This window comes from Citrobacter sp. C13, from assembly GCF_014596815.2.
Classification (GTDB): domain Bacteria; phylum Pseudomonadota; class Gammaproteobacteria; order Enterobacterales; family Enterobacteriaceae; genus Citrobacter; species Citrobacter portucalensis.
Genome location: NZ_CP115024.1, coordinates 2047868 through 2066520, shown reverse-complemented (window position 1 = coordinate 2066520; position 18653 = coordinate 2047868). Strand labels below are relative to the sequence as shown.

Sequence of the window (18653 nt, the reverse complement as noted above, 5' to 3'; positions counted from 1 at the left end):
ATTAACGTTGCTCCCATATCCAGTAAAACCTGAATTCCTGCCAGTCCTTCCCCGGTGCCTGATAGCGGATAATGAGATTGAGCCGGTCAGGCAGGACGATCCTTGCAACAGGAATAACCTCGCTGACAACGCCATCAACCTTTAACCAGTTGAGCGCTTCACTCGAGTATTCCTCCGCTTTTTTTGCTACATCCGGGGTCAGTTTTTTCCGCCGTAGCAGCCACAGCCGGGATCCCAGTTGGGATTCCTCCCCGGAATCCCCCCACCAGCCGCGGCGATCGCTATCCTCATAATCATCGTCAGCGCGCGCCAGCCTGTCGGTAAACAGGCTGTCCAGTATTGCAGTCTGTAAATCGTTCCCCGTGGTGAGTTCACCCAGCCCTTTCTGCCAGTCAGCAAACATCTCATCCACATTCCAGAATGAAGCGATGTCACTCATGTCACCTGATCCTCTGTTTTTTGGCTGCGGATATTGTCATTGCCACTCTGGGCATTTTTAACCACATGATCATGGTCATTATGTGCATCCCGCAGCTCTTTCAGTGTTCGGGTATTGGTTTCACAGTTATCAACAATGTCACCCGTGCACCTCAGGATCGGGGTATTTGCAAGAATCCCCTGGCTGGCATTGATGGTCACGTTAGTGGCGTTATTGACCTCAACATTCTGGCCTTTTGCATCCAGGAAGATCCCCTTCTCCGTCAGGAGAATATTAAGACCCCACTGGTTATACATGACCGTTTCGCCCGCTTTCAGGCCTGTATGACGGAACCCCTGATGGTTGGACGCAATTACCACCGCGCTGGAACGATCACCGCCAATAAAAGCCAGAACCACGTCAGTCCCTGACGGCAGGCCGGATGAAAAACCAAATTCAGCCATCCGCGGTGCGCTGGCCACCTCCAGCGGAGTCTGGTACTGGATTGACTGCACCACCCCACCATCTTTCATAGCCGTGATCCGGCCAATCCCCAGCATGCCGGCGATCCTGGTCGCTGCATGTTTAAATAGTTGCTTCATGTATTGAATCCCGCCAGGTTCTGGTAGAAGGCATATGGCTGAACGGCGAATGCTTCAGGCGGCATCAGCGTCATGCGTGCATGGGTGCCGTAGTCATCGCGCATATAGGTGACTTCTGCCAGTAGCAATTCAGTCTCCGGCAACCGTAAGTTGGGAAGATCAACGGGGATCAATGTGTTTGGTTCCCACAGTTTCCCGTCTTTATCCCGCCAGGAATCGATGGTTACCGAGAGCTGTTTTGAACGTCCGTACCGCCGGTTCATTTCCCAGTCGATCGCACTTTGTGCCTGTTGAGTAGCCATCAGGGTACTTTCCACAATCGATATATGTTTTCGGTACCGCATACGGGCGGCCTCCGGATCTCTCGCCGTTGCCAGAGTCACAGCGTCATAGGCCGTATCAGGCGAATACCCTGCAATTGGAGAAACGCTCATTGATACACCGACATAATCTGAAAACCTGTCAGCCATCGATTTGCGGTAGTATGCCTGCTCGACATTTACCCCTTCGGCTATCCCACTCGCCGCACGACGTGTTCCCACCCGGGTCAGTAACAGGTTTCCATCGGGCTGATCGTAGTAAAGCAGAGCAGACCATCTGGCCACCCGATCGATGACTTCTTGCGGAGACTCACCCCAGTTCAGAGTGAACTGGGGTACCTTCACAAGCTCATCAACATCCGTGGTTACGGTGATGCCGTAGTAGGATGCCAGGCGAGAAGCAATTTCAAGTGCATTACTGGCATTAATGACGTTGTTAGGCCACTCAGCTGAGCAATCCACCAGGTCCTGACATTTGCTCCTGCCCGTGGCGCGGACCTCATGGCGGGAGCGCGATAGTGCGGGTTCCCAGTCATCAACATATCCCGTCAGTGTCAGATCATCTCCGATACGAACTTCACAAGACATTCCCTCTTCAACGAGTTGACGATCTTCGTTGCCAGGGAAGTAATCCATTAGCCCAAGATCGAAATCAGAGGGAAAACGCTCAATACCCCGCGTTACCCGGACAGAATCCCACCCCTCGATGATTTTGCCGTCGACCGTCAAAGAAACAACATCCAGATCGCTGTCTGCATTCATTGCCTCAGTACCTTCATGGTTGTCGGCATAAACGCCGGATGCGGTACGCGCGCTTCCTGTACCAGTTCATCTGCACGGGTGGCATCCTGGTATAATCGGTTTGCCAGCGTCAGCGCCGGAAGCGGCTGAGCGGTAGTAACCTGCAGAAGCTCGCTCAGACCAGAAGCACGCTCACTCATCGTAGAAAGGAATGCCGATCTGACGGCGAGAAGCGCGTTATACATATCATCGTCCGCGCGGTCTCCAGCCAGAACCAGCGCCGTATCAAGTTGCACAGAAACTCGTTGAGTTAACTCTTCTGCCTCGTCTGTACTGGCTGGTCTGGAGTCCGCAGCGGCACTGGTCATGGCACCAGTACATAGCACAACAATCAGCGTGTTCATGGTCGCCGAAATCGCTTTGCTGCTGTCGGACTGCTGGTACTCCGTGCTGATTGAATTAGCCAGTTTTTCCAGCGCTGTGATTCGGTCATTAACGCTGCCGGCGCTGTTAAGAATTGCGTTTACCACGTCGGCGACGCCCTGGACAAACTCATCAGGTGTGTTGGAGCTGCTAAGCTGGCTCGACCTGTCGGTAACATTTTTCCGGTCCATTACCGACTGGGCTGTTACCTTGTCAGCCAGTGCTCTCTCATCATCCACATCAGCAACTGACGATTTGCCAGCAACAGCAGAGGAACTACCGCCCACAGAGCCTTTACTGTAACGTCCGTACCGGGTATTCCCGAACGTGGAGTTCAGGACATTGCTGAGATTCGTGACCTGACTGATGGTGCTGTCAACCATGTTAGTCCAGAACGTGACCGTGCCTCTGATGGTGTTTATAGCCTGTGTGACACCGCGGATTTCACTCTTAACCCTGGCAATCGTGCTCAGCACAGCAGTGCTGACCAGTTTCAGATAGTTGGTTTTCACCGTGGCGCCTGCAACGGTACTGCCCGTGACAGCAAACACTTTAAGCCCTGATTCAATTGCCATCAGGGTAAATTCAAATACTCGCCCGTTCTCCATCGAACCGGAAATACGCAAACCATTCTCAGGGATGGAAACCGTTAATTCGCCCAGTGTCGGATGGACAAGCGTACCGCTACCTTTTTGTTCACAGGCTTCAATCAGTGACTGGCGCTGCGTGATAGCATCGCCGCCGCCGTAAACCTGGCTGTTCTGGATCAAGAAACCGCGAATAACAAATCGCCGTGTTGCCCGCCCGATATCCTCTATCCAGGCTGTATCACGGTAGGGATATTCATGTACCGCCTGGCGTCGGCCGTGGCTCCCTTCCTCAGCAACAATTGCAAATGGCACACCTCTGAATGAGCTGGGCCGTAACTGCCCCTGCCAGTCATCGCTGGTATCTCCCCCCAAAAGAGAAGTTATTGCGTCCTGGATAATTGACGGCATCACGCCTCCGGAAATAAAAAAACCGCCATGTCGGCGGTTTACATATGCACTGAAATGACTTATCTATTTATCGCTGGATCCATTACGGTCAAGAGATTCGGCGATCCTGTAAAGATGCTCAGTCGCCTTGAATGAGTTCATTAGGAACTCATAAAGCACACGTAAAAGCAATGCACTTACCACCGATATCGTAATCGCCGTGAAATTCATTGAGACAACAGAAAAAACGAGGTAAATGCCAATTACCAGGTAAACAAGCGCAAAAACCTTTGGAGTCTAAATGGCTTTTGCTCCAAAAACTTTTTCATTCATAACTTCTTCCTTAACGAAATGACGACAGTGATCAGTAATTCATGGCCGTTGTTATTCTGCCATTATTTTCCGCATTATAGGTTTTACGCTCCCCCTTATCATTGACCATCGTGATTTCAAGCTTGAGAGACTGATCGGACATGGCCTCCTTAAACGACCGCGCCAGATTTTCACTAAGGGCAACTTCATCACTTTTCCCTTGTTGTGTTCTGAGTATCGTGGGTTCTTGATCCACGCCGCGTGATCCAGAGATAATGTCATACCGCTGCTGGGCCAGCACATCCGGATTTCTCTTCCCTGACCACCGATCATCAGTAATGGCGGTCTGGATGGCGTTTAGCAGTTGTTCCTCAGTATAAGGTTGTGCGCCATTCTCATGTTTAATCATAGCTGCCATTATCGTTTTTAATGTTTCCGGATCGTGCAGATTTACTTGCTCTTTGGCTCCATATCCAGTGGCTTTTGAGACGGAGTCAATATATGCACGAGTATTATTCTCTGATTGCGGAGCATAGGTATGAATAATCCCATCCAGAGTATTATTCCCCCTGTCACCATACAACATCAGCTGTCTCGCCATTGCAGTTCTTCCGTCGGCATCATTCGCAAAGGTAGAAAATCCGCCATTTTTACCCGTTGCGTTTGCTGCAACCCTCAAATTACCGGGATTATTATTTCTGAAGCCAATTGCGTTATTCCTTGTTTCCCCGTAAGGAACATTGCCGCGTGCAACGTTGGATTGTGGCTGGCTGATAGCGGATAAGTCATTCTGCAATTGAATCGCAGAATCGGTCGCGCGGTAATTCGCATCGTACCGCTTTCTTACAGCATCAGTCATGAAACCCGCGTCAACCTGCCCACGTTCACTGCGGGGTAAGCTGTTATAAAGTTCCTTATCGTTCTGAATGCGCCGTAGTTTCTCAGCATCATTGCTGTTGATAAAACCGAGAGCATGAGACAGCCCAGTAAAATCACCATTAGTGAACAGATCGGTAACACCTTCAAGGCCGTCTTTGACTGAACCATCCGAAAGAATGGTCTTAAGTGCCTTGTTTTTTGAACGTTGCCACAGACCATCCCAGGATGCGCTGAGCTCATTCATAGTGCCGTTCACTTCACTCAATTGCTGATTTAGTGCCGGATCCACAGTCAGACCAAATTCATCCGATTTCGCCAGCAGCTTTTTCATGCGCTCACCGTCACGCATTAGCGCCAGCAATTCGGGCGTCAGCCCAAGTGCATCAGCGGCGGACTTCTGCTGTTCAGGTCGCAAGGTTGGAAAAATTTTTGCGATAGACTCCAGTGTTTTAAGGGTATTTACTGAACCATCGCTGTTTTTTTGGATTTGAGCACCAATTTGCGCCATCGCTGCCATAACCCCCTCGTTTTTACCACTGGCAGCCTCATTGAATGCTTTGAAAATACCTTCTATTGATGCATTAGCGCTCTCGCTGTCTGCCCCAAGAATACGCATTGCCCCGGAAAGTCGGGTAAAATCGTCAACGCGCATTCCCGCATTTTTTGCCGAGACATCAAGATTATAGGCCTGACGGGATGCCTCCCGAAATCCATAAGCGACCTGTTTCAGTCCGTAGCCGGCAGCACCGGCTAACCCCAGCGCCCCCATCTTCCCCGTGAGCTCCCCCACCATTTTCAGTGGGGGAACCATGTCGCCAATAAACTGCACGTTATCCCGCGCGCTCTTCGACATATTCTCGAGGCGAGAAATAAAACCGCTCAGTCCGTCGGCTGTTTCCTGACCGCCTAACTTGAGCCCTTCTTTAGTTTTATCTAGCTTCGGCTCCAGGTCACGGGCAGCCTCATTAATGCGGTCTATAGCCTCGCTAACCTGGTCGCTGGCCACCAGCTCAAAATCAAAAGAATTACTCATCGTCTTCAGGTTTCCTAAGCTTGTTTATCCGGGATGCCTGCGCCACCCACCATTTCAGCCGGGCGCGGGTCATTCCCCACGCCCTGTCCTCAGACCAGCGGAAATAGAAGGTGACGTCAGCGGCCATTTCCTGCCAGGTTGTCAGGGCTTCCAGGTCAAAAAACTGAGCAGATACTCCTCACACTTACGGAAGTCGAGAAAATCCATCGGCTGCAGTACGCTTTCACGCGTACCGGAAACCAGCGCAATAAGCAGGCGCATCGCCGCGAGCGACGTTGATGCAGCCTGTTTCTCGTAAAACTGCTCAGCCTGGCTTAGCGTGGGTGCTTTCAGCTCCAGCTGCGTATAAGTGGTCTTCTCCGCAGCATCATCCAGCGCTACGGTTAATGGAATGGTTTTAACGCGTTCAATCTCAGCCATCTTAGTTCTCCGTTACGTCGCGGCCTTCCCAGCGAACATCAAATACTGCATCTTCGCTTTCCACTTCCTGGACGTTGACCGTCCAGAGTGAACGGCCAATGATAGTTTTCCCGTTAGCCAGCTCGGCGATCACGTTGACGTTCGTCTGCTGGTTAAAGCCCTGCACATTCGTTCCGCTACTGTCACGCAGTCGGGCAGAAATGTATGGCGCCACAGGTTTTTCCTTATATCCGTGCACACCATCCATCCCTGTCAGGGTGGTACGGTTTACGGTGGCAGCCTGGTATTTAAACGAGCCCTCCACCATTACCGTCACACCGTTAACAGTGACATAGGCGGTTCCCGCCAGGCGGTTAGTAGTATCACCTGCCATCGTTTAAGCTCCTGTTGATTCAGCCCGAGTGCGGAACTGATTGAGCAGCGCGAAAATGCGCAACTGGTTCATGAGGGTTCCCGGCCACAGCACATCGACGCGGTTCTGATTTTTGGCGTTCTGCTCGACGATGATATTTTTTGCGAATGCCTCCGCATCCTGCGCATAACCGTTCCATACCAGAGTCTGGTACTCGGCAATCTGATCGGCCTTGATAATGTTTGGCGTGACGATCGCCGCGCCAGGTGCAAATCGGGTTCCATCCGCAGCAAGCTTCATACGGCCAAACTTGCTGGTCACCGCTGTGCGCAGGTAGCGGGTCACAAACATCAGGCTGAACAGCGTCTCCATTTCCAGATAACTGTCATCTGCATCGCCATAGCTGTTTTTCTGGTAGGTGGTGATCAGGTTTTCAATGCGCACCGTGCCATCGTCATCGACCGTAAATGTCGAAATGCCGCTGTACAGCAGATTGTTACGCTCGGTCAGCTCAAAGCGATCCTGCAGTTCTGGCGCAAGCACCCCCTGAACAGCGAGCGACTGTAGCGGGCGGCCGGGGTCATTACGCAGACTCACCGCAGCTGCGCCGGTGTAAGCTGCAGACCATGCCCAGGAAGGGGACGGCGATTTATTTACGCCCAGCAGGGTCTCATGCTGGTTATTGCGCAGCTCACCTTTGGTACCGAGCTGGGCGTAAGTCCCGGTGGTGGTACCAAAGGAATGGCCATAAAGCTGCTTGTCCCATGCCCAGCGACCGCCAGTGTCTGACAGGAACTCCTTCATCACATTCAACGAGGTTGTATCGTCGTAAGGGTTGATGATGAAATCGAATGTTCGATCCTGCAGGTTTGCCAGCGCGCCGGTAATATCCGGAGCCCCGACTCCGTTAGACATAGCAGTAATCGTCAGTTCCAGGCCTGCAGGTGTGGACTCGCCTCCAGGTAAGCCGAGGAAGTTCAGGCGAATGTCGATCCCATTACCCGTAGCACCAAGATTCTTCGCGGTCAGGGTTACGGTATCCGTAGTCGCACTGGCGGTTACAGGTAGCGTGGTTTTTGCGTTAATCGCCGCGGCCAGAGAGGTGGCGATCGCTGCCACCGTATCTGTTGCTACAACGGTCAACTGAATGCGCTCACCAGCAATATAAAGGGAGATCACTCCGGTTGCCGTCGGTGCGCTGCTCACTTTAATGGTGCCGGTTGCAGCCACCATGGAATCGGAGTCTTCCTCCAGCGGCAGGATCCAGACTTCGGCTGCGGTATCATTTTTCTGATACGCCGCCATCATGGCCTGCAGAATTCCCCCTTTTCCTGTCAGCTCACCGACGGTATCCGAAGAGGAAACTCGCTGCGGAATACCAGGGGGGGTTGAGCCGGTACTGAGCATCCCACCGATAAGCAGGGTGCGCTGCGTGGCAGTGGCGTTATTCGCCATTGAGTTATCAAACTCAACGAAGAAAAGCCCTACCCGCAGGTTATCGGGAACACGAGCGAAAGGTACGGTCATTCATTTTCTCCCGCTTTTTTAGGTAATGATTGTTTCTCTGGCGCGCCCTCATCCTTTTTAGAGAGGATCACGTCCCCATCGCTCAGACGGCGACGCCAGAAAATATTGTCAGGTACTTCAGCACCCTCTTTAGGCAATGGGATGCCCTTGACGGGGCAGCGAACGCTGAGCCCGTTGTTCGGCTTAACAAACATGGATTACTCCTGAAGATTGAGGCTGATACCCGGTTTAACTGTGCCGTCTGGCATGTCGACCGCAATATCCATGCCCTCAAGGGGAACCGACTGGACAGGATAAAAATCTTCCGGCCCCTGGTAATGCTCTATGTCGATCTCGAAAAGAAGCTGCCCCATATGGGCCTCTCCTTCTGAATCAACATTGATGGTTGAACGAACTTCCGCGTATTTCTGAATATTCCGCGTCAGTTCGTAGCTGTTGATCACCGCGCGCTCCACCTGCTCGCGAAGGCTTTCAAGCGCCAGCTCTGCCCGCATGGCTCCATCATCCACTGTATCGCCGTCATACTCCTGAACGCGCCCAGTGATCCTGACAGTGGTGAGGGTGGTAAAAGCAGGGGTATTACGCCCCTGTGATTTTTTCTGTTCAAAAGGCGTCTGAACCAACAACACAGGATACATATCTGGTGAAGTTGACCAGTCGCGTGGAGAGAATACGCGGTCGCCCGCGCTGGTTGTCCCGGTTAGTGCAGTGACAACCATTTGCCGTATCGCTGCTGAATTCATCGCGGTTTTACCACATTGAGGACAAGACGAGATCCGCCATGACTGTCGGGTTCGACGTTTGACACAACAAATAACTGATTGATGATGTGACCACCGACCGTCTTTATAAATACCCGGTCAGATACAGCAGGTTGCGATTTACCCAGCTTGCGAAATTCAGCATCGCGCACACCCAACATCGGGCTGGAGGTGTTAATTTCTGAATCGCCATCAAGGTTTTCAGCAACCTGCGCATAACCACGGTCAAAAATCCCGTTAATTGTAAAAGGAGTACCGTTACGTGGGCGGTACTCGTGCTCATCGCCAAAGACATCATGCAGCGGACTCAGAAGATGAGAATCCCAGTCCACGCCCATGTCATTACCCTGTCGTAACTGAAACTGATGGCTGAGAAGCAAGAACTCGCTTACGAAGCACATCAACATCAGCAATAACGCCGGACTGCAGAAGACGCTCAGCATCTTTGCCGGTTACAGGGATGCGCATATTTTCGCGGTACATCTCCCCGTCATGACGAATGCAATTCCCTTTCAACACCACATACTCCTGCGATTCAGTGTCTCCGGATTTTTCGTCACCACCATCGTCATCAACAGACAATTCGGCATCATCTGTTTTGCTCAAAGGCTGTTTTTCCTGGGTGTTATCGCCAGCATTCAGGTCGTCAACGCTCAGGCCGTCTTTGGCAGATCCTTCTGCATTCAGATCATCAGCCAGCCCGGTATTAGGTTGTTTTGCCATATCAGACCACCGTTGCGCAGAGGGATGCATTTACCCGGCTCGGAATAACCAGCGGGGAGGATTGCATCAGGATAAGACGCTGGGCTGGATCTTCTTTCACCCAGGATTTTGGCGCATAAGCCAGCGGACCGTAGTTGAAAGCCGGGTCCAGGATAACGCCAAAGGCGCGGGTACCCATCAGATCGGCACCACTCATAATGACAGCGCCATCGGGGATCATAGGCTTCTCGACGTTGTCCAGCGGATCAATAAACCAGTCGTTATATAACCAGAGGTCAAAGTTACCCCAGCGCCCTTTATAAATTGCGCCCTTCATTACCTGTGGGCCGGCGTTAATCTGGTTACCAAACGGGCTCAGCGCCGGGAATGTAATGGCGTTATCCTTGATGGTGGTATCCAGTCGGAATGCACGCCATGACTTATTCGTAAAGACCAGATCCGTGGCGACAGAGCCGGACTCTTTCAGGAAAGTAGTCTGCCAGATTTCAATGTCATCTGATGGCTGGGTATTGGTAGCGCCAGCTGCAACGGTCAGTGGCCATTTATCCGAGCCGCTAAGAGTGATGGTCAGATCCGAAGCACGCCCGAAATCCACCACCTTAGTTTCATAGCCCTCCCCGGCGACGGTTACGGTCCCAGACACCAGCGCACTCGCCGCCATCCATTCCAGACGACGGTTGATCATGTCAATCTGGTCAGTCATTTCAAACTGAAGGTTCAGCATTTCGCGCTCGGCAGCGGTATATTCCCCGCCAATACGCTCACCAATCTGGCGGCGGATAGGTTTGCGCAGGTCCGGCGCGCGCTTATCTTTGATGTATGCCGGTTTGAAGGTATTGGTCTGGTATTTACGGGATTCGACCAGCTTACCTTCCACCAGCGGGGAGACGAACGGCGCCATACGACGCAGGCCGACATCAACATCAATCGCCACTTCTTCAGTCTCGTAAGTCACGACATTCGGGAAGAAGCGATCGAGCAGCCAGTTCTGACTGGTTTTCAGGTTAGGAACAACCTGCACCAGCACGCTGGTATCAAAAATATTTTCCATATTCAGTCTCTTGATAGTGCCAGCCGCAGCTGGCAAAAAATTTAAACGAGCCAGCCCCTGCCGGTTAAAGCATTCGTCAGGAGAGCCGTGGGGGAAATCAGGAGGTGGTTACAGGTGCCTGGTCACTGTCTTTCAGGAAGATAGCCAGCGGTCGGAGCGCTTTTTTCAGGTCAGCGGTCGTCCAGGAGTTATCAAAAATAATTCGGTGCTGGTTGAATTCCCCCATCAGATACAGGCCGCCGTTCTGATCGGAAGACGATGCATCAACATCATCAACCAGAATAGCAACGGGTAACTGACTGCCATCTACAGCCGTTTTCACACATTGCGTGTATTTCCCGCTGGCAGCCACCAGGCCCAGGACAGTACCACGCTTAAAGGCACCGCCCGTAATGATCCCGGTGTCAGTCACCAGCTGGAGCGTGCCAGCGACAAGCTGATCCGGAACAAACAGCGCGCTCTTCATGCCAGGCGCAAACGCATTCTGACCAAACTGATCCATTATTTCTCTCCTCTTGTGGAGTTGTAGAGGCTGGTCATTTTACTTACCAGCGCAGACTTTCCGGTCTCTTTCTGTCCGCTATCCGGATTAAGCCGGACCTGGTGGCTTTCCTGCATACGCTGATCGAGAGAGCGTTTACGGGATGGCTGAGATGCGGCTGCGGCCGGAGCCGAAGAGGCTAGGACATTAATTGCTGCCGCAGAACTCATCCCGGTATTGAAAGCCAGTGACGCGGCCAGTGAAGGATTCGCAGCTGCATGCTTACTGCCGAAAATACGGGCGCAGCGTTTACGCTCAGCAGCGCGTGCATTTTTTACCGCCTTACTCTCTTTGCGATCGTCGTCGCCGTCGTCTTCAGAATCATCATCTTCTGACGCATCCGGATCATCGCCGTCATCTTCAGCATCATCGTCGCGTTCGTCTTCTTCCGCGTCGTCGTCGCGCTCATCATCATCGGCATCATCTTCGCGCTCGTCCTCTTCCGCGCGACGGGCTTTCGCTTTTTTGGCTTTTTTATCCTCTTCTTCCTCAGAAGCGGAAGGGCCAAGACCAATGAGGTGAGCAAAACTAAACGTCTTTTTCTTTGCCATTTCAGGCTCCTGTTTTTTCAAGTAAGTTTTTGAACGCAGCGTCAGGAGGACACACCTCATCAGCCAGTCCAATTTCAACGCCATCAGCAGCCATAAAACAGGCGGCCTGGGTACTTTTTATAACCTTTGCGCTAATCCCCCGGTTTCTGGCAACAGTGTTCACAAACAATTCGCCCATGGTGTTAATGTCCTGCTGGATGGCGGCCAGCGCTTCATCTGACAACTCTCTCAGCGGCGAACCTTCAGCCTTGCGGGATCCATAGGTGATGATCGTAACTTTAAGACCGTCATCTTTAATCCGCTGCGTCCAGTCAAGGTGCATGGTGATCACACCCACAGAACCCACTCCGCCGGTGCGCGGAACAGAAATCCGGTCCGCTGCACTGGCAATGGCATACGCAGCGGAATAAGCGCTTTCCGTCAGAATGGCATGGATAGGCTTTTTCCCCCGGGAGCCGTAAATGACATCAACCAGATCGAAGCATCCAGCGACCTCGCCGCCGGGTGAGTCGATATCCAGGCAAATGCCCGAAATGTCGGGATCTTCCATCGCAGTAAGAAACGCCTGACGAATGCCGTCATACCCTGTCATTCCACTGTACGGACGCAGACTGCCCAGTTTTTGCACCAGCGTTCCGCATATCGGGATGACGGCGACACCCAGCACATTGTCATAACCCGGATCACTACGGGATTCACGTCCCCGGTTATCGTCATATCCGTACCAGTCATCCTCCATGGCAAGAGAAGATTCGATTTTACTGATACCAAATCGGTCCATTACGGATGCCATGATGACTTCGGCTTTACTCGGGTGCAGCGCCAGCGGGGTGTTAAATAATCGCTGGGCCAGATGGGGTAGATTCACTTTTCCTCCGGATCGGTAATGGTCTGGCTCGCAAACTGGTCAGCCTGTGCCCAGCTCGGAAGCGGTAATCCGCGTTTAAGACATGACTCAATTTCTCTCTGGCGCTGATCAAGCACTTCTTCCCAGTCTTCACCGACGTTTTCACCCACCTCAATCTCGAGGGTGGAAAGTCCGGCATCCAGACCAAGAATGGCGCCTTTTTTCTCTGCAACCGGATCCACCCAGCCGCGCCCTGGCCCCATCCAGCGCGCGCGAGAATACGCGGCTCTGGCGTCAACAAAATCAGGTGCGCCTGCGGGCAGGGGTAAATCCTCATTGTCGTGAACTTCTTCAACAAAGGCGGTGAGAATGGGCTGAGCGAAGCCGGTAGAAAAATCGTCCCGGCGGCGAGTCAGTGTTTTCCATGCCTCCAGCAACGAGGAGCGTGCAGAGCTGTAGTTAACGTCAGACCAGTCCTGGGTGACCTGCTGTGGGGACAACCCTGTTCCTGAAGAAAAATTACGGAGAACAGCAGATTCGAAGACTTCAAAATTGCTGTAGGGCCGCGCCGCGTTAACCGTCGTGATTTTCTCACCAGGATAAAGAATGGGCATTCGGGCACCATTCTGAAGTGTCAGACGCCGATCGTTATGGAACTCAACACGCCCGTCCTGATAAGTGCCTAACTCCGACTCGTCATAGGTCTCGCCCAGGGCAGACTGAACCATCGCAGGGTCATAGGGTGACTCAATGTAAGCGGCAAATATGGCATTAAGAATTGCTGCCTCAAGCTCACTCTGGTCATACTTCACCAGCATTTTCAGACGCTGAATAACCGGAGTCAGGATGCCGTTACCGCGGTGCTGCGCGCCACGCTCATGATCAAAATCGTGAACCACATGCGGGCGGCCCCAGTCAGTTTCACGCGGGATACGCTGCCACGTCATGGTTTTAGCCCCGCTCCACCAGTCACCGATATGGGCCTCCCTGATGTGGTAAGCAACCGGCGCACCGTCCGCATCAATTTCAACGCCACCACGGACATTTGGCATATCGAAATTCTGCTGAGGATTACTGAGGCGGTCAGGATCGACAATCTGTACCGTGGTGGCGTAACGCCCTCTTCCGGGACCAAGCCTGTCAGTTCTGTACTGGAGAATGGCCAGAGCATCCCCGTCAATAAGCTTGTGACGAAATCCCAGGCGTAACATCTGCGACACGGTGAGTTTTCGTTCAACATCACAATACCGGCCAGGATCGTTACTCCAGGTCCGCCAGTGCCCGTCCAGTGCTTTTCCGTACTCTTTCGCCCAGGACGCATCAAACGCCTTGTTTCCGGTGATCATTCTGAGAACACGGTAATCGGGTTTCATGATGGGGCGGAAGTTGGCACCAACCGCATTATCCAGCAGACGTGTGACCGCACCGTTTGCCCAGCCGTCATTACGGACCAGATCGCGTGCGCGGGACACGATGCGATCCCGGTAAATGTTAATTTCATTGTCCGGGGACCACAGCGCGGGTTGCCAGTTCGCCAGTTGATCGCTGAAAGAGTCAGCTGCGTCATAAGGTACGCGGCTCCCCCCCACCAGCATAGAGGGACGCTGCTGTCGCAACGGCTGCCCATCAGAGCCCAGTATCTGTACTTTATTCATCAGAATCTAAACCTCGCTGGTTTCCGGGGACGAGAGATAATCCCCAGTTGCGCCTGCAGAAGTTGAATCAGGGCCAGCAGATCAGCCAGGGTGCTTTGCTGATAGGACACTGATCGCGTCCCGTCTCCCTGCGTATAGGAAAATGAAACACCGTGGCTCCCGGTTGCTAAATCAATGTACGCCTGCTGAGCTTTCGCAAGCGCATCCCTGAGCTGATCGTCAGTCATTGCGCCGGCAAGCAGGCTGGTGTTCCGGTTGAACATGATTTTCCTTATTTCGGCAGGAGTTGCGATATTCGCTTACGTTTGACCGGCGCTGGTTCTTCAATAACCGCACCGGGCAGCTCGTAATTGATTTTTTCTTCCTGTCCAACTGGCGCTGGCAGGAACTTATCCGGATCGGCTTCGAGGTTGGCGGCCCGGACGTTGAGTTTTAACCCCATATGTTTGAGACCGCACAGCGCGGCATAGCTGTAAACGAGGCAGTCAAGCGCTTCGTTAGCTCGTCCTGGTATTGCTTCCCAGATACTGTACCGCTGCCCGGAAATGACTTTGTAAACCAGTCGCTCCGCCAGCAGCTGATTGAAGTACCCGAGATCGCGATCGTCAGGAAAATGCATATAACCCGCAGCGGCGGCGCCAGGTTTGGGTGGCTCAAGATGCAGGCGACCGCGTATCACGTCTTTCGCTGAGTTAACCCCCAGAATGACAGGGCGGAAACTGGCTTTGCTTTTCGATGATGGTCGTTTGGTCGGCCAGACAGGATTGCGTTTGCCTCCCTGTGCAGACTCCCCCTTAATTGCCCAGACACGACGGCCAAGACGCTCTTTGGCGAATTCGTATACCTTCTGCGTATGGTGGCCGCCGGAGTCCATGCACGTTGCCATGATATTCAGGCCGCGCCCGTCACCACGTCGCCAGATCTGTTTCAGGTATGCATCCAGTCGCTTCCAGGGTTCTTCCGTCTCAAGGTCACCATAAATAACGTCATGCGCGACCGACCACGATTCTTCATCTCTCCCCCAGCCGGTGATCGTAATTTCGAAGCGATCGTCCTGGGTATCAACTCCAGCTGTTAACAATGCCACCCCGTCCGGAACGAGGGCCGGAAATATTTCCCGGCGCGCCAGCAGAACATCAACAGGGAGCTGTTTCCCATGATTAGGTCGGTGCGGAAGCCCCATCTGGGTATTCCACCACGCCTGTTCCTTATCCGGATCGCCCTTCGCATCGATATATTTTTTCGCAATATCCGACGGCTTATCTTTTTGCCAGGGGCTGAAAAGCTTGGATGCCTGGTACCCCACGTGGTGGTTATCGACTGCCTCCTTTCCACAGGAGGGGCAGATTGCGCGATAGACCGCATGCCGTTCCGACTCTGACCATTGCCAGACCTTTTCAACGCTGCCCTCGTCTGCCGCCCGCCAGGCAAGGTCATAATCCATCAGCGGTGAGTGCCGCTCCCCGCAGCACTCAAATGGGCGCGTCTGATGCCATCGAATAGTTTGCAGAGCTCTGAGGCGCTGTCCTTCGGACCAGCCACTACCACAGCATTCGCAATAGAGCATCGCCGATTTAGTCAGGTGTTTATCTCCCTCTTTCGGCCACTGAACGTGTTTGAAAAAGTCGGGGAACTGGCGGTGGCCACAGTGCGGGCAAACCACAGATGCCCGGCGCTGATCGGAGTCGGCGTAGCTGTCAGCAATGCGGCTCTCATCCTCCACCGTCGGCGAACAGGCGCGTACAGACAGCCAGGTCAGGCCAAATGTCGCTGTACGCTCTTCGGCCAGCGCAATTGGATCGCCTTCGCGGGTTATCGGGTACTTGTCCACTTCATCCGCCAGCAGGACACGAATCGGACGACGCGCAAGGTTATCAGGGCTACCAGCACCCGCCAGCGCCAGAAATCCGCCAGTGAACGCCTTGTAAAGAATGGTTTCTTTCGAGCTTTTCTGTTTCGAATCACCGATGATTTTACGCAGTACCGGCGTCACCCTTACCAGCGGGCTAATACGCTCTTTCGAAAACTGTTCAGCGGCTTCTTCTTTCGGCTGCAGCAGCAGTATCGGACAAGGATCGAGGTGGGCAAAATAGCCAAAAAGGTTTTCCAGCAGTGCTGTCTTCATCAACTGGGTACAGCACATTACAGTGATGATATGAACCCCGGACTCCGTCGCGGCAAGCATCGGTCCGCGGGCAATTTCTACCGTCGATGTTTCCCAGTTTCCCGAAGTGCTCCCAGCCTCTTTTGCCAGCTTACGATAGTCATCTGCCCACTGCGGCACACTGATACGCGGCGGGGGTGTCCAGCCTTTGCGGACGCTTAATTCAAGACGCTCAATCTTCTGCCGGGTTAAACTCTGGCTCTCCGAGGACTGAGATGTGTTTGTGGACATGTTCAATCAGCACCTCTGTCATCCTGTCCGCCGGTACATCCAGATCAGCAGCCATTAGCGGCGCCACCCTGGACGGCCAGTTAAGCCAGGCATCACGCTGTTGGCGAAAGGCGTTGAATAAAACCTCCTCGGCTGCTGTCAGCTCAATAAGCTGGCCGCTGTCTTTTTCATACTGCAGCTTTGCCTGCAGGGCCATGTAATTCTCGCGGATACGTCCCGCTTCCTCTCTCGAAAGATCTGCCCCTTCAGTGAGCATTATCTGGCGGACAGTTTTATTGATTTCATCACCGTCATCATCGTTATCGCTAACGACGGGAGTTTTCTTTTTCTTCGCGTTCGAGGCGCGCGGGTCTTTGCCATCGCGGTTTTTCTTCAATGCCGCATCGCTGGCCTCTACGTCAATCAGGTCTCCGTCCATCACAATGAAGCGCCCGGCTTTAATCCACCGACCAATTGTTTTGCGATCCACACCTGAATGTTGTGCGTACTGACTCTGGTTCATCGTGGTCATGGGACATCACCTGGGACATTTTCTGGGGTGGGACATTCGCCTGGGACATTTTTGCCATGTCCCACCAGAATGTCCCACTGGAATAAACTGGAATAGCCAGAGCTGGCGAGGTGTCCGTAATGATCGCCAGAGGTGGGACATGGGACACAAATCTGAAAGTTGTAGCTAGGAAAACACCGCGGCGCGCAATGCCCGTGCCTTACAAAAGTCTCAGGAAGGACCCATTTTTTTAATGGCTTCGACCATTCGCTCCGACTATGATTATTCCTATTCAATACAAGGAGAATGTAATGGGTAACAATATAATCAAAATAACTTTCGTAGCCGCAGTGCTGGCATCACCAATTGCTCATGCCCAGTGGGTAACTAATACTGAAGATGACCTTTTCTCTGGTGGTAAGAAAGCAATGATGCTTGGCGAGGTTTCATCCGACAATGGCGCCATTGTGTTTGACTGCACTAAAGAAAAGCTATCGGCGGCATACGTTGAAATGGATAAAAGCACCGAATCACTATCAGAGGTACCAATGGACCTGATAATGAAGGTCGACGGGAATACCGCAGTGAAGCTCGATGCTACCCTTTCAAGACGTAATGTTCAGAGCCTCCAGATTCAATCGGATGACGCGGACCAACTAAAAACAGTGCTTAAGCAGCTTCAGGGGGCGAAATCCAAAGTGTTAGTTGGTGTGCAAACAAAGGATGGCGGAAACCAGCATTCCATGTCAGCCAATGTTTCTGGATCGACAACTGCAGTAAACAGCTTCATAAAAGCTTGCGAAATTAACTTATAAGTTACTGCTTTTATTTTGCCGTCCTGATGGCTTCTGCTATCGCCTGATTTAAAGCAGACGGTAGCAGTGCGTTCGCCATGGTACGGGCCCTATCCATATACCCCAGCACTGGAGTCACAGGTAGCGCATCACCAAACCGGATCAAAAGCTTTGGAGAACGCTGTTTGCGTTTCGGTCTTCGCGTCCCGTTAGCGGAACGTTTGGCCCGTCGCTTCTTAGCTTTCATCGGCTTCTTACGCTGCCAGACAGCGTTAACGCCATCAACCTCACCTACGAATACATTTTCCTTTGCTTTAAGCTGTGAGAGCTTATTACGCGGCATGTTGCCGTATTTGTTTAGCTTAACGTTCTTGGGATTTAATAGAGCCTGGCTATTGAGCTTGTGCTCTCCGCCAAACTCGAATGGTTCCAGATAACCAGCAGCGGTATCACGGACAAAAACCTTTGCGGTCAGATTGTTCTTTCTTGCCGCCACCGAACCAACTGATTTAACGGTAAACGGCGTGGGGCTCTCCAGATGTCGTTCGAATGCCGTCTTCTGAGCCAACTCAATCTGGCGTACAACTTTTGTCATCGCCTGAGCTGTGGCAAACGGGATTTGCTTTTGCAGTTGCTTTAACTGGTTTGATAAATCCTTCAGTGTTGCCATATCAGTCACCTGTATTTACTGCCTATTCTTCAGCATTATCGATTACAGTTACTGTCTGAATATCAGGATGTTACTTATCGTTGAGTCTGGGTAAGGTAATGGCTCAGCCCGTCAGCGGTGGGACGTTGGCGTACCAGCCTTGAGAGGAGTGGCTGATTGCCTCTTGATAAG

22 protein-coding genes are annotated in these 18653 nt (G+C 52.5%); 1 reads left to right on the top strand and 21 read right to left on the bottom strand.

Annotated elements, in window-relative coordinates; translation table 11 throughout:
• Position 1 precedes the first annotated feature (1 nt).
• The 20 genes from IB222_RS09870 to IB222_RS09775 form a co-directional block, all read right to left on the bottom strand.
• Positions 2-439 carry a phage GP46 family protein gene (locus IB222_RS09870; protein WP_001279799.1) on the bottom strand — a complete coding sequence of 146 codons (438 nt, stop codon included), beginning with the start codon at positions 437-439 and terminating at the stop codon, positions 2-4.
• On the bottom strand, positions 436-1020 hold the full coding sequence (locus IB222_RS09865) for a phage baseplate assembly protein (RefSeq protein ID WP_023568807.1): 585 nt from the start codon (positions 1018-1020) through the stop codon (positions 436-438). Before IB222_RS09865 ends, IB222_RS09870 begins: the two co-directional genes overlap by 4 nt.
• Positions 1017-2102, bottom strand: a complete 1086-nt coding sequence (locus IB222_RS09860) for a phage baseplate assembly protein (RefSeq protein WP_149385100.1) — start codon at positions 2100-2102, stop codon at positions 1017-1019. Before IB222_RS09860 ends, IB222_RS09865 begins: the two co-directional genes overlap by 4 nt.
• Positions 2099-3502 carry a DNA circularization N-terminal domain-containing protein gene (locus IB222_RS09855; protein ID WP_001139208.1) on the bottom strand — a complete coding sequence of 468 codons (1404 nt, stop codon included), beginning with the start codon at positions 3500-3502 and terminating at the stop codon, positions 2099-2101. The genes IB222_RS09860 and IB222_RS09855 overlap by 4 nt, the downstream gene beginning before the upstream one ends.
• 343 nt (positions 3503-3845) lie before the next feature.
• On the bottom strand, positions 3846-5705 hold the full coding sequence (locus tag IB222_RS09850) for a hypothetical protein (protein ID WP_149385099.1): 1860 nt from the start codon (positions 5703-5705) through the stop codon (positions 3846-3848).
• Positions 5706-5846: 141 nt separating this feature from the next.
• Entirely contained in the window at positions 5847-6125 is a 279-nt protein-coding gene (locus tag IB222_RS09845) for a phage tail assembly protein (protein ID WP_000807719.1), read from the bottom strand.
• 1 nt (position 6126) lies between these two features.
• Positions 6127-6498 carry a phage tail tube protein gene (locus IB222_RS09840; RefSeq protein ID WP_149385098.1) on the bottom strand — a complete coding sequence of 124 codons (372 nt, stop codon included), beginning with the start codon at positions 6496-6498 and terminating at the stop codon, positions 6127-6129.
• 3 nt (positions 6499-6501) lie between these two features.
• Positions 6502-8004 carry a phage tail sheath subtilisin-like domain-containing protein gene (locus IB222_RS09835; RefSeq protein ID WP_149385097.1) on the bottom strand — a complete coding sequence of 501 codons (1503 nt, stop codon included), beginning with the start codon at positions 8002-8004 and terminating at the stop codon, positions 6502-6504.
• Positions 8001-8198, bottom strand: a complete 198-nt coding sequence (locus IB222_RS09830) for a DUF2635 domain-containing protein (RefSeq protein WP_000497745.1) — start codon at positions 8196-8198, stop codon at positions 8001-8003. The genes IB222_RS09835 and IB222_RS09830 overlap by 4 nt, the downstream gene beginning before the upstream one ends.
• Positions 8199-8201: 3 nt before the next feature.
• Positions 8202-8747, bottom strand: coding sequence for a hypothetical protein (locus IB222_RS09825; protein WP_001083242.1), 546 nt, complete (start codon positions 8745-8747; stop codon positions 8202-8204).
• Positions 8744-9103 carry a hypothetical protein gene (locus IB222_RS09820; RefSeq protein ID WP_000537794.1) on the bottom strand — a complete coding sequence of 120 codons (360 nt, stop codon included), beginning with the start codon at positions 9101-9103 and terminating at the stop codon, positions 8744-8746. The genes IB222_RS09825 and IB222_RS09820 overlap by 4 nt, the downstream gene beginning before the upstream one ends.
• Before the next feature lie 4 nt (positions 9104-9107).
• Entirely contained in the window at positions 9108-9488 is a 381-nt protein-coding gene (locus tag IB222_RS09815) for a hypothetical protein (RefSeq protein WP_001118869.1), read from the bottom strand.
• 1 nt (position 9489) lies between these two features.
• Entirely contained in the window at positions 9490-10539 is a 1050-nt protein-coding gene (locus IB222_RS09810) for a major capsid protein (RefSeq protein WP_001472190.1), read from the bottom strand.
• Positions 10540-10636: 97 nt separating this feature from the next.
• Positions 10637-11041, bottom strand: coding sequence for a head decoration protein (locus tag IB222_RS09805; protein WP_149385096.1), 405 nt, complete (start codon positions 11039-11041; stop codon positions 10637-10639).
• A complete protein-coding gene (locus IB222_RS09800; protein ID WP_032652432.1) occupies positions 11041-11631 on the bottom strand; it encodes a hypothetical protein in 591 nt (196 codons plus the stop codon). The genes IB222_RS09805 and IB222_RS09800 overlap by 1 nt, the downstream gene beginning before the upstream one ends.
• A 1-nt stretch (position 11632) precedes the next feature.
• Positions 11633-12499 carry a S49 family peptidase gene (locus tag IB222_RS09795; protein ID WP_001052909.1) on the bottom strand — a complete coding sequence of 289 codons (867 nt, stop codon included), beginning with the start codon at positions 12497-12499 and terminating at the stop codon, positions 11633-11635.
• Positions 12496-14133 (bottom strand): phage portal protein, encoded by a 1638-nt coding sequence (locus IB222_RS09790; RefSeq protein ID WP_149385095.1) that lies wholly within the window; start codon positions 14131-14133, stop codon positions 12496-12498. The genes IB222_RS09795 and IB222_RS09790 overlap by 4 nt, the downstream gene beginning before the upstream one ends.
• Positions 14133-14396 carry a gpW family head-tail joining protein gene (gpW, locus tag IB222_RS09785; RefSeq protein ID WP_000483309.1) on the bottom strand — a complete coding sequence of 88 codons (264 nt, stop codon included), beginning with the start codon at positions 14394-14396 and terminating at the stop codon, positions 14133-14135. The genes IB222_RS09790 and gpW overlap by 1 nt, the downstream gene beginning before the upstream one ends.
• Positions 14397-14404: 8 nt before the next feature.
• Complete coding sequence (locus IB222_RS09780; protein ID WP_149385094.1) at positions 14405-16528, bottom strand: terminase gpA endonuclease subunit; 2124 nt, start codon at positions 16526-16528, stop codon at positions 14405-14407.
• Positions 16470-17039, bottom strand: coding sequence for a hypothetical protein (locus IB222_RS09775; RefSeq protein ID WP_000210383.1), 570 nt, complete (start codon positions 17037-17039; stop codon positions 16470-16472). Before IB222_RS09775 ends, IB222_RS09780 begins: the two co-directional genes overlap by 59 nt.
• 290 nt (positions 17040-17329) lie before the next feature.
• On the opposite strand from IB222_RS09775, the gene IB222_RS09770 reads away from it, so the two are divergent.
• Positions 17330-17833 carry a hypothetical protein gene (locus IB222_RS09770; protein WP_001472855.1) on the top strand — a complete coding sequence of 168 codons (504 nt, stop codon included), beginning with the start codon at positions 17330-17332 and terminating at the stop codon, positions 17831-17833.
• A gap of 10 nt (positions 17834-17843) precedes the next feature.
• Here the strand turns inward: IB222_RS09770 and IB222_RS09765 are convergent, their stop codons facing one another.
• A complete protein-coding gene (locus IB222_RS09765; protein ID WP_072667361.1) occupies positions 17844-18482 on the bottom strand; it encodes a hypothetical protein in 639 nt (212 codons plus the stop codon).
• Positions 18483-18653: the final 171 nt, after the last annotated feature.

Excerpts from the sequence above, each read along its gene's own strand:
- IB222_RS09865 (WP_023568807.1), bottom strand. The coding sequence starts at position 1,020 with ATGAAGCAACTATTTAAACATGCAGCGACCAGGATCGCCGGCATGCTG.
- IB222_RS09855 (WP_001139208.1), bottom strand. The coding sequence starts at position 3,502 with ATGCCGTCAATTATCCAGGACGCAATAACTTCTCTTTTGGGGGGAGAT.
- IB222_RS09775 (WP_000210383.1), bottom strand. The coding sequence starts at position 17,039 with ATGACCACGATGAACCAGAGTCAGTACGCACAACATTCAGGTGTGGAT.
- IB222_RS09850 (WP_149385099.1), bottom strand. The coding sequence starts at position 5,705 with ATGAGTAATTCTTTTGATTTTGAGCTGGTGGCCAGCGACCAGGTTAGC.
- IB222_RS09815 (WP_001118869.1), bottom strand. The coding sequence starts at position 9,488 with ATGGCAAAACAACCTAATACCGGGCTGGCTGATGATCTGAATGCAGAA.
- IB222_RS09820 (WP_000537794.1), bottom strand. The coding sequence starts at position 9,103 with ATGGGCGTGGACTGGGATTCTCATCTTCTGAGTCCGCTGCATGATGTC.
- gpW (WP_000483309.1), bottom strand. The coding sequence starts at position 14,396 with ATGTTCAACCGGAACACCAGCCTGCTTGCCGGCGCAATGACTGACGAT.
- IB222_RS09780 (WP_149385094.1), bottom strand. The coding sequence starts at position 16,528 with ATGTCCACAAACACATCTCAGTCCTCGGAGAGCCAGAGTTTAACCCGG.
- IB222_RS09870 (WP_001279799.1), bottom strand. The coding sequence starts at position 439 with ATGAGTGACATCGCTTCATTCTGGAATGTGGATGAGATGTTTGCTGAC.
- IB222_RS09765 (WP_072667361.1), bottom strand. The coding sequence starts at position 18,482 with ATGGCAACACTGAAGGATTTATCAAACCAGTTAAAGCAACTGCAAAAG.
- IB222_RS09840 (WP_149385098.1), bottom strand. The coding sequence starts at position 6,498 with ATGGCAGGTGATACTACTAACCGCCTGGCGGGAACCGCCTATGTCACT.
- IB222_RS09830 (WP_000497745.1), bottom strand. The coding sequence starts at position 8,198 with ATGTTTGTTAAGCCGAACAACGGGCTCAGCGTTCGCTGCCCCGTCAAG.
- IB222_RS09810 (WP_001472190.1), bottom strand. The coding sequence starts at position 10,539 with ATGGAAAATATTTTTGATACCAGCGTGCTGGTGCAGGTTGTTCCTAAC.
- IB222_RS09790 (WP_149385095.1), bottom strand. The coding sequence starts at position 14,133 with ATGAATAAAGTACAGATACTGGGCTCTGATGGGCAGCCGTTGCGACAG.
- IB222_RS09800 (WP_032652432.1), bottom strand. The coding sequence starts at position 11,631 with ATGGCAAAGAAAAAGACGTTTAGTTTTGCTCACCTCATTGGTCTTGGC.
- IB222_RS09805 (WP_149385096.1), bottom strand. The coding sequence starts at position 11,041 with ATGGATCAGTTTGGTCAGAATGCGTTTGCGCCTGGCATGAAGAGCGCG.
- IB222_RS09770 (WP_001472855.1), top strand. The coding sequence starts at position 17,330 with ATGGGTAACAATATAATCAAAATAACTTTCGTAGCCGCAGTGCTGGCA.
- IB222_RS09835 (WP_149385097.1), bottom strand. The coding sequence starts at position 8,004 with ATGACCGTACCTTTCGCTCGTGTTCCCGATAACCTGCGGGTAGGGCTT.
- IB222_RS09845 (WP_000807719.1), bottom strand. The coding sequence starts at position 6,125 with ATGGCTGAGATTGAACGCGTTAAAACCATTCCATTAACCGTAGCGCTG.
- IB222_RS09825 (WP_001083242.1), bottom strand. The coding sequence starts at position 8,747 with ATGAATTCAGCAGCGATACGGCAAATGGTTGTCACTGCACTAACCGGG.
- IB222_RS09860 (WP_149385100.1), bottom strand. The coding sequence starts at position 2,102 with ATGAATGCAGACAGCGATCTGGATGTTGTTTCTTTGACGGTCGACGGC.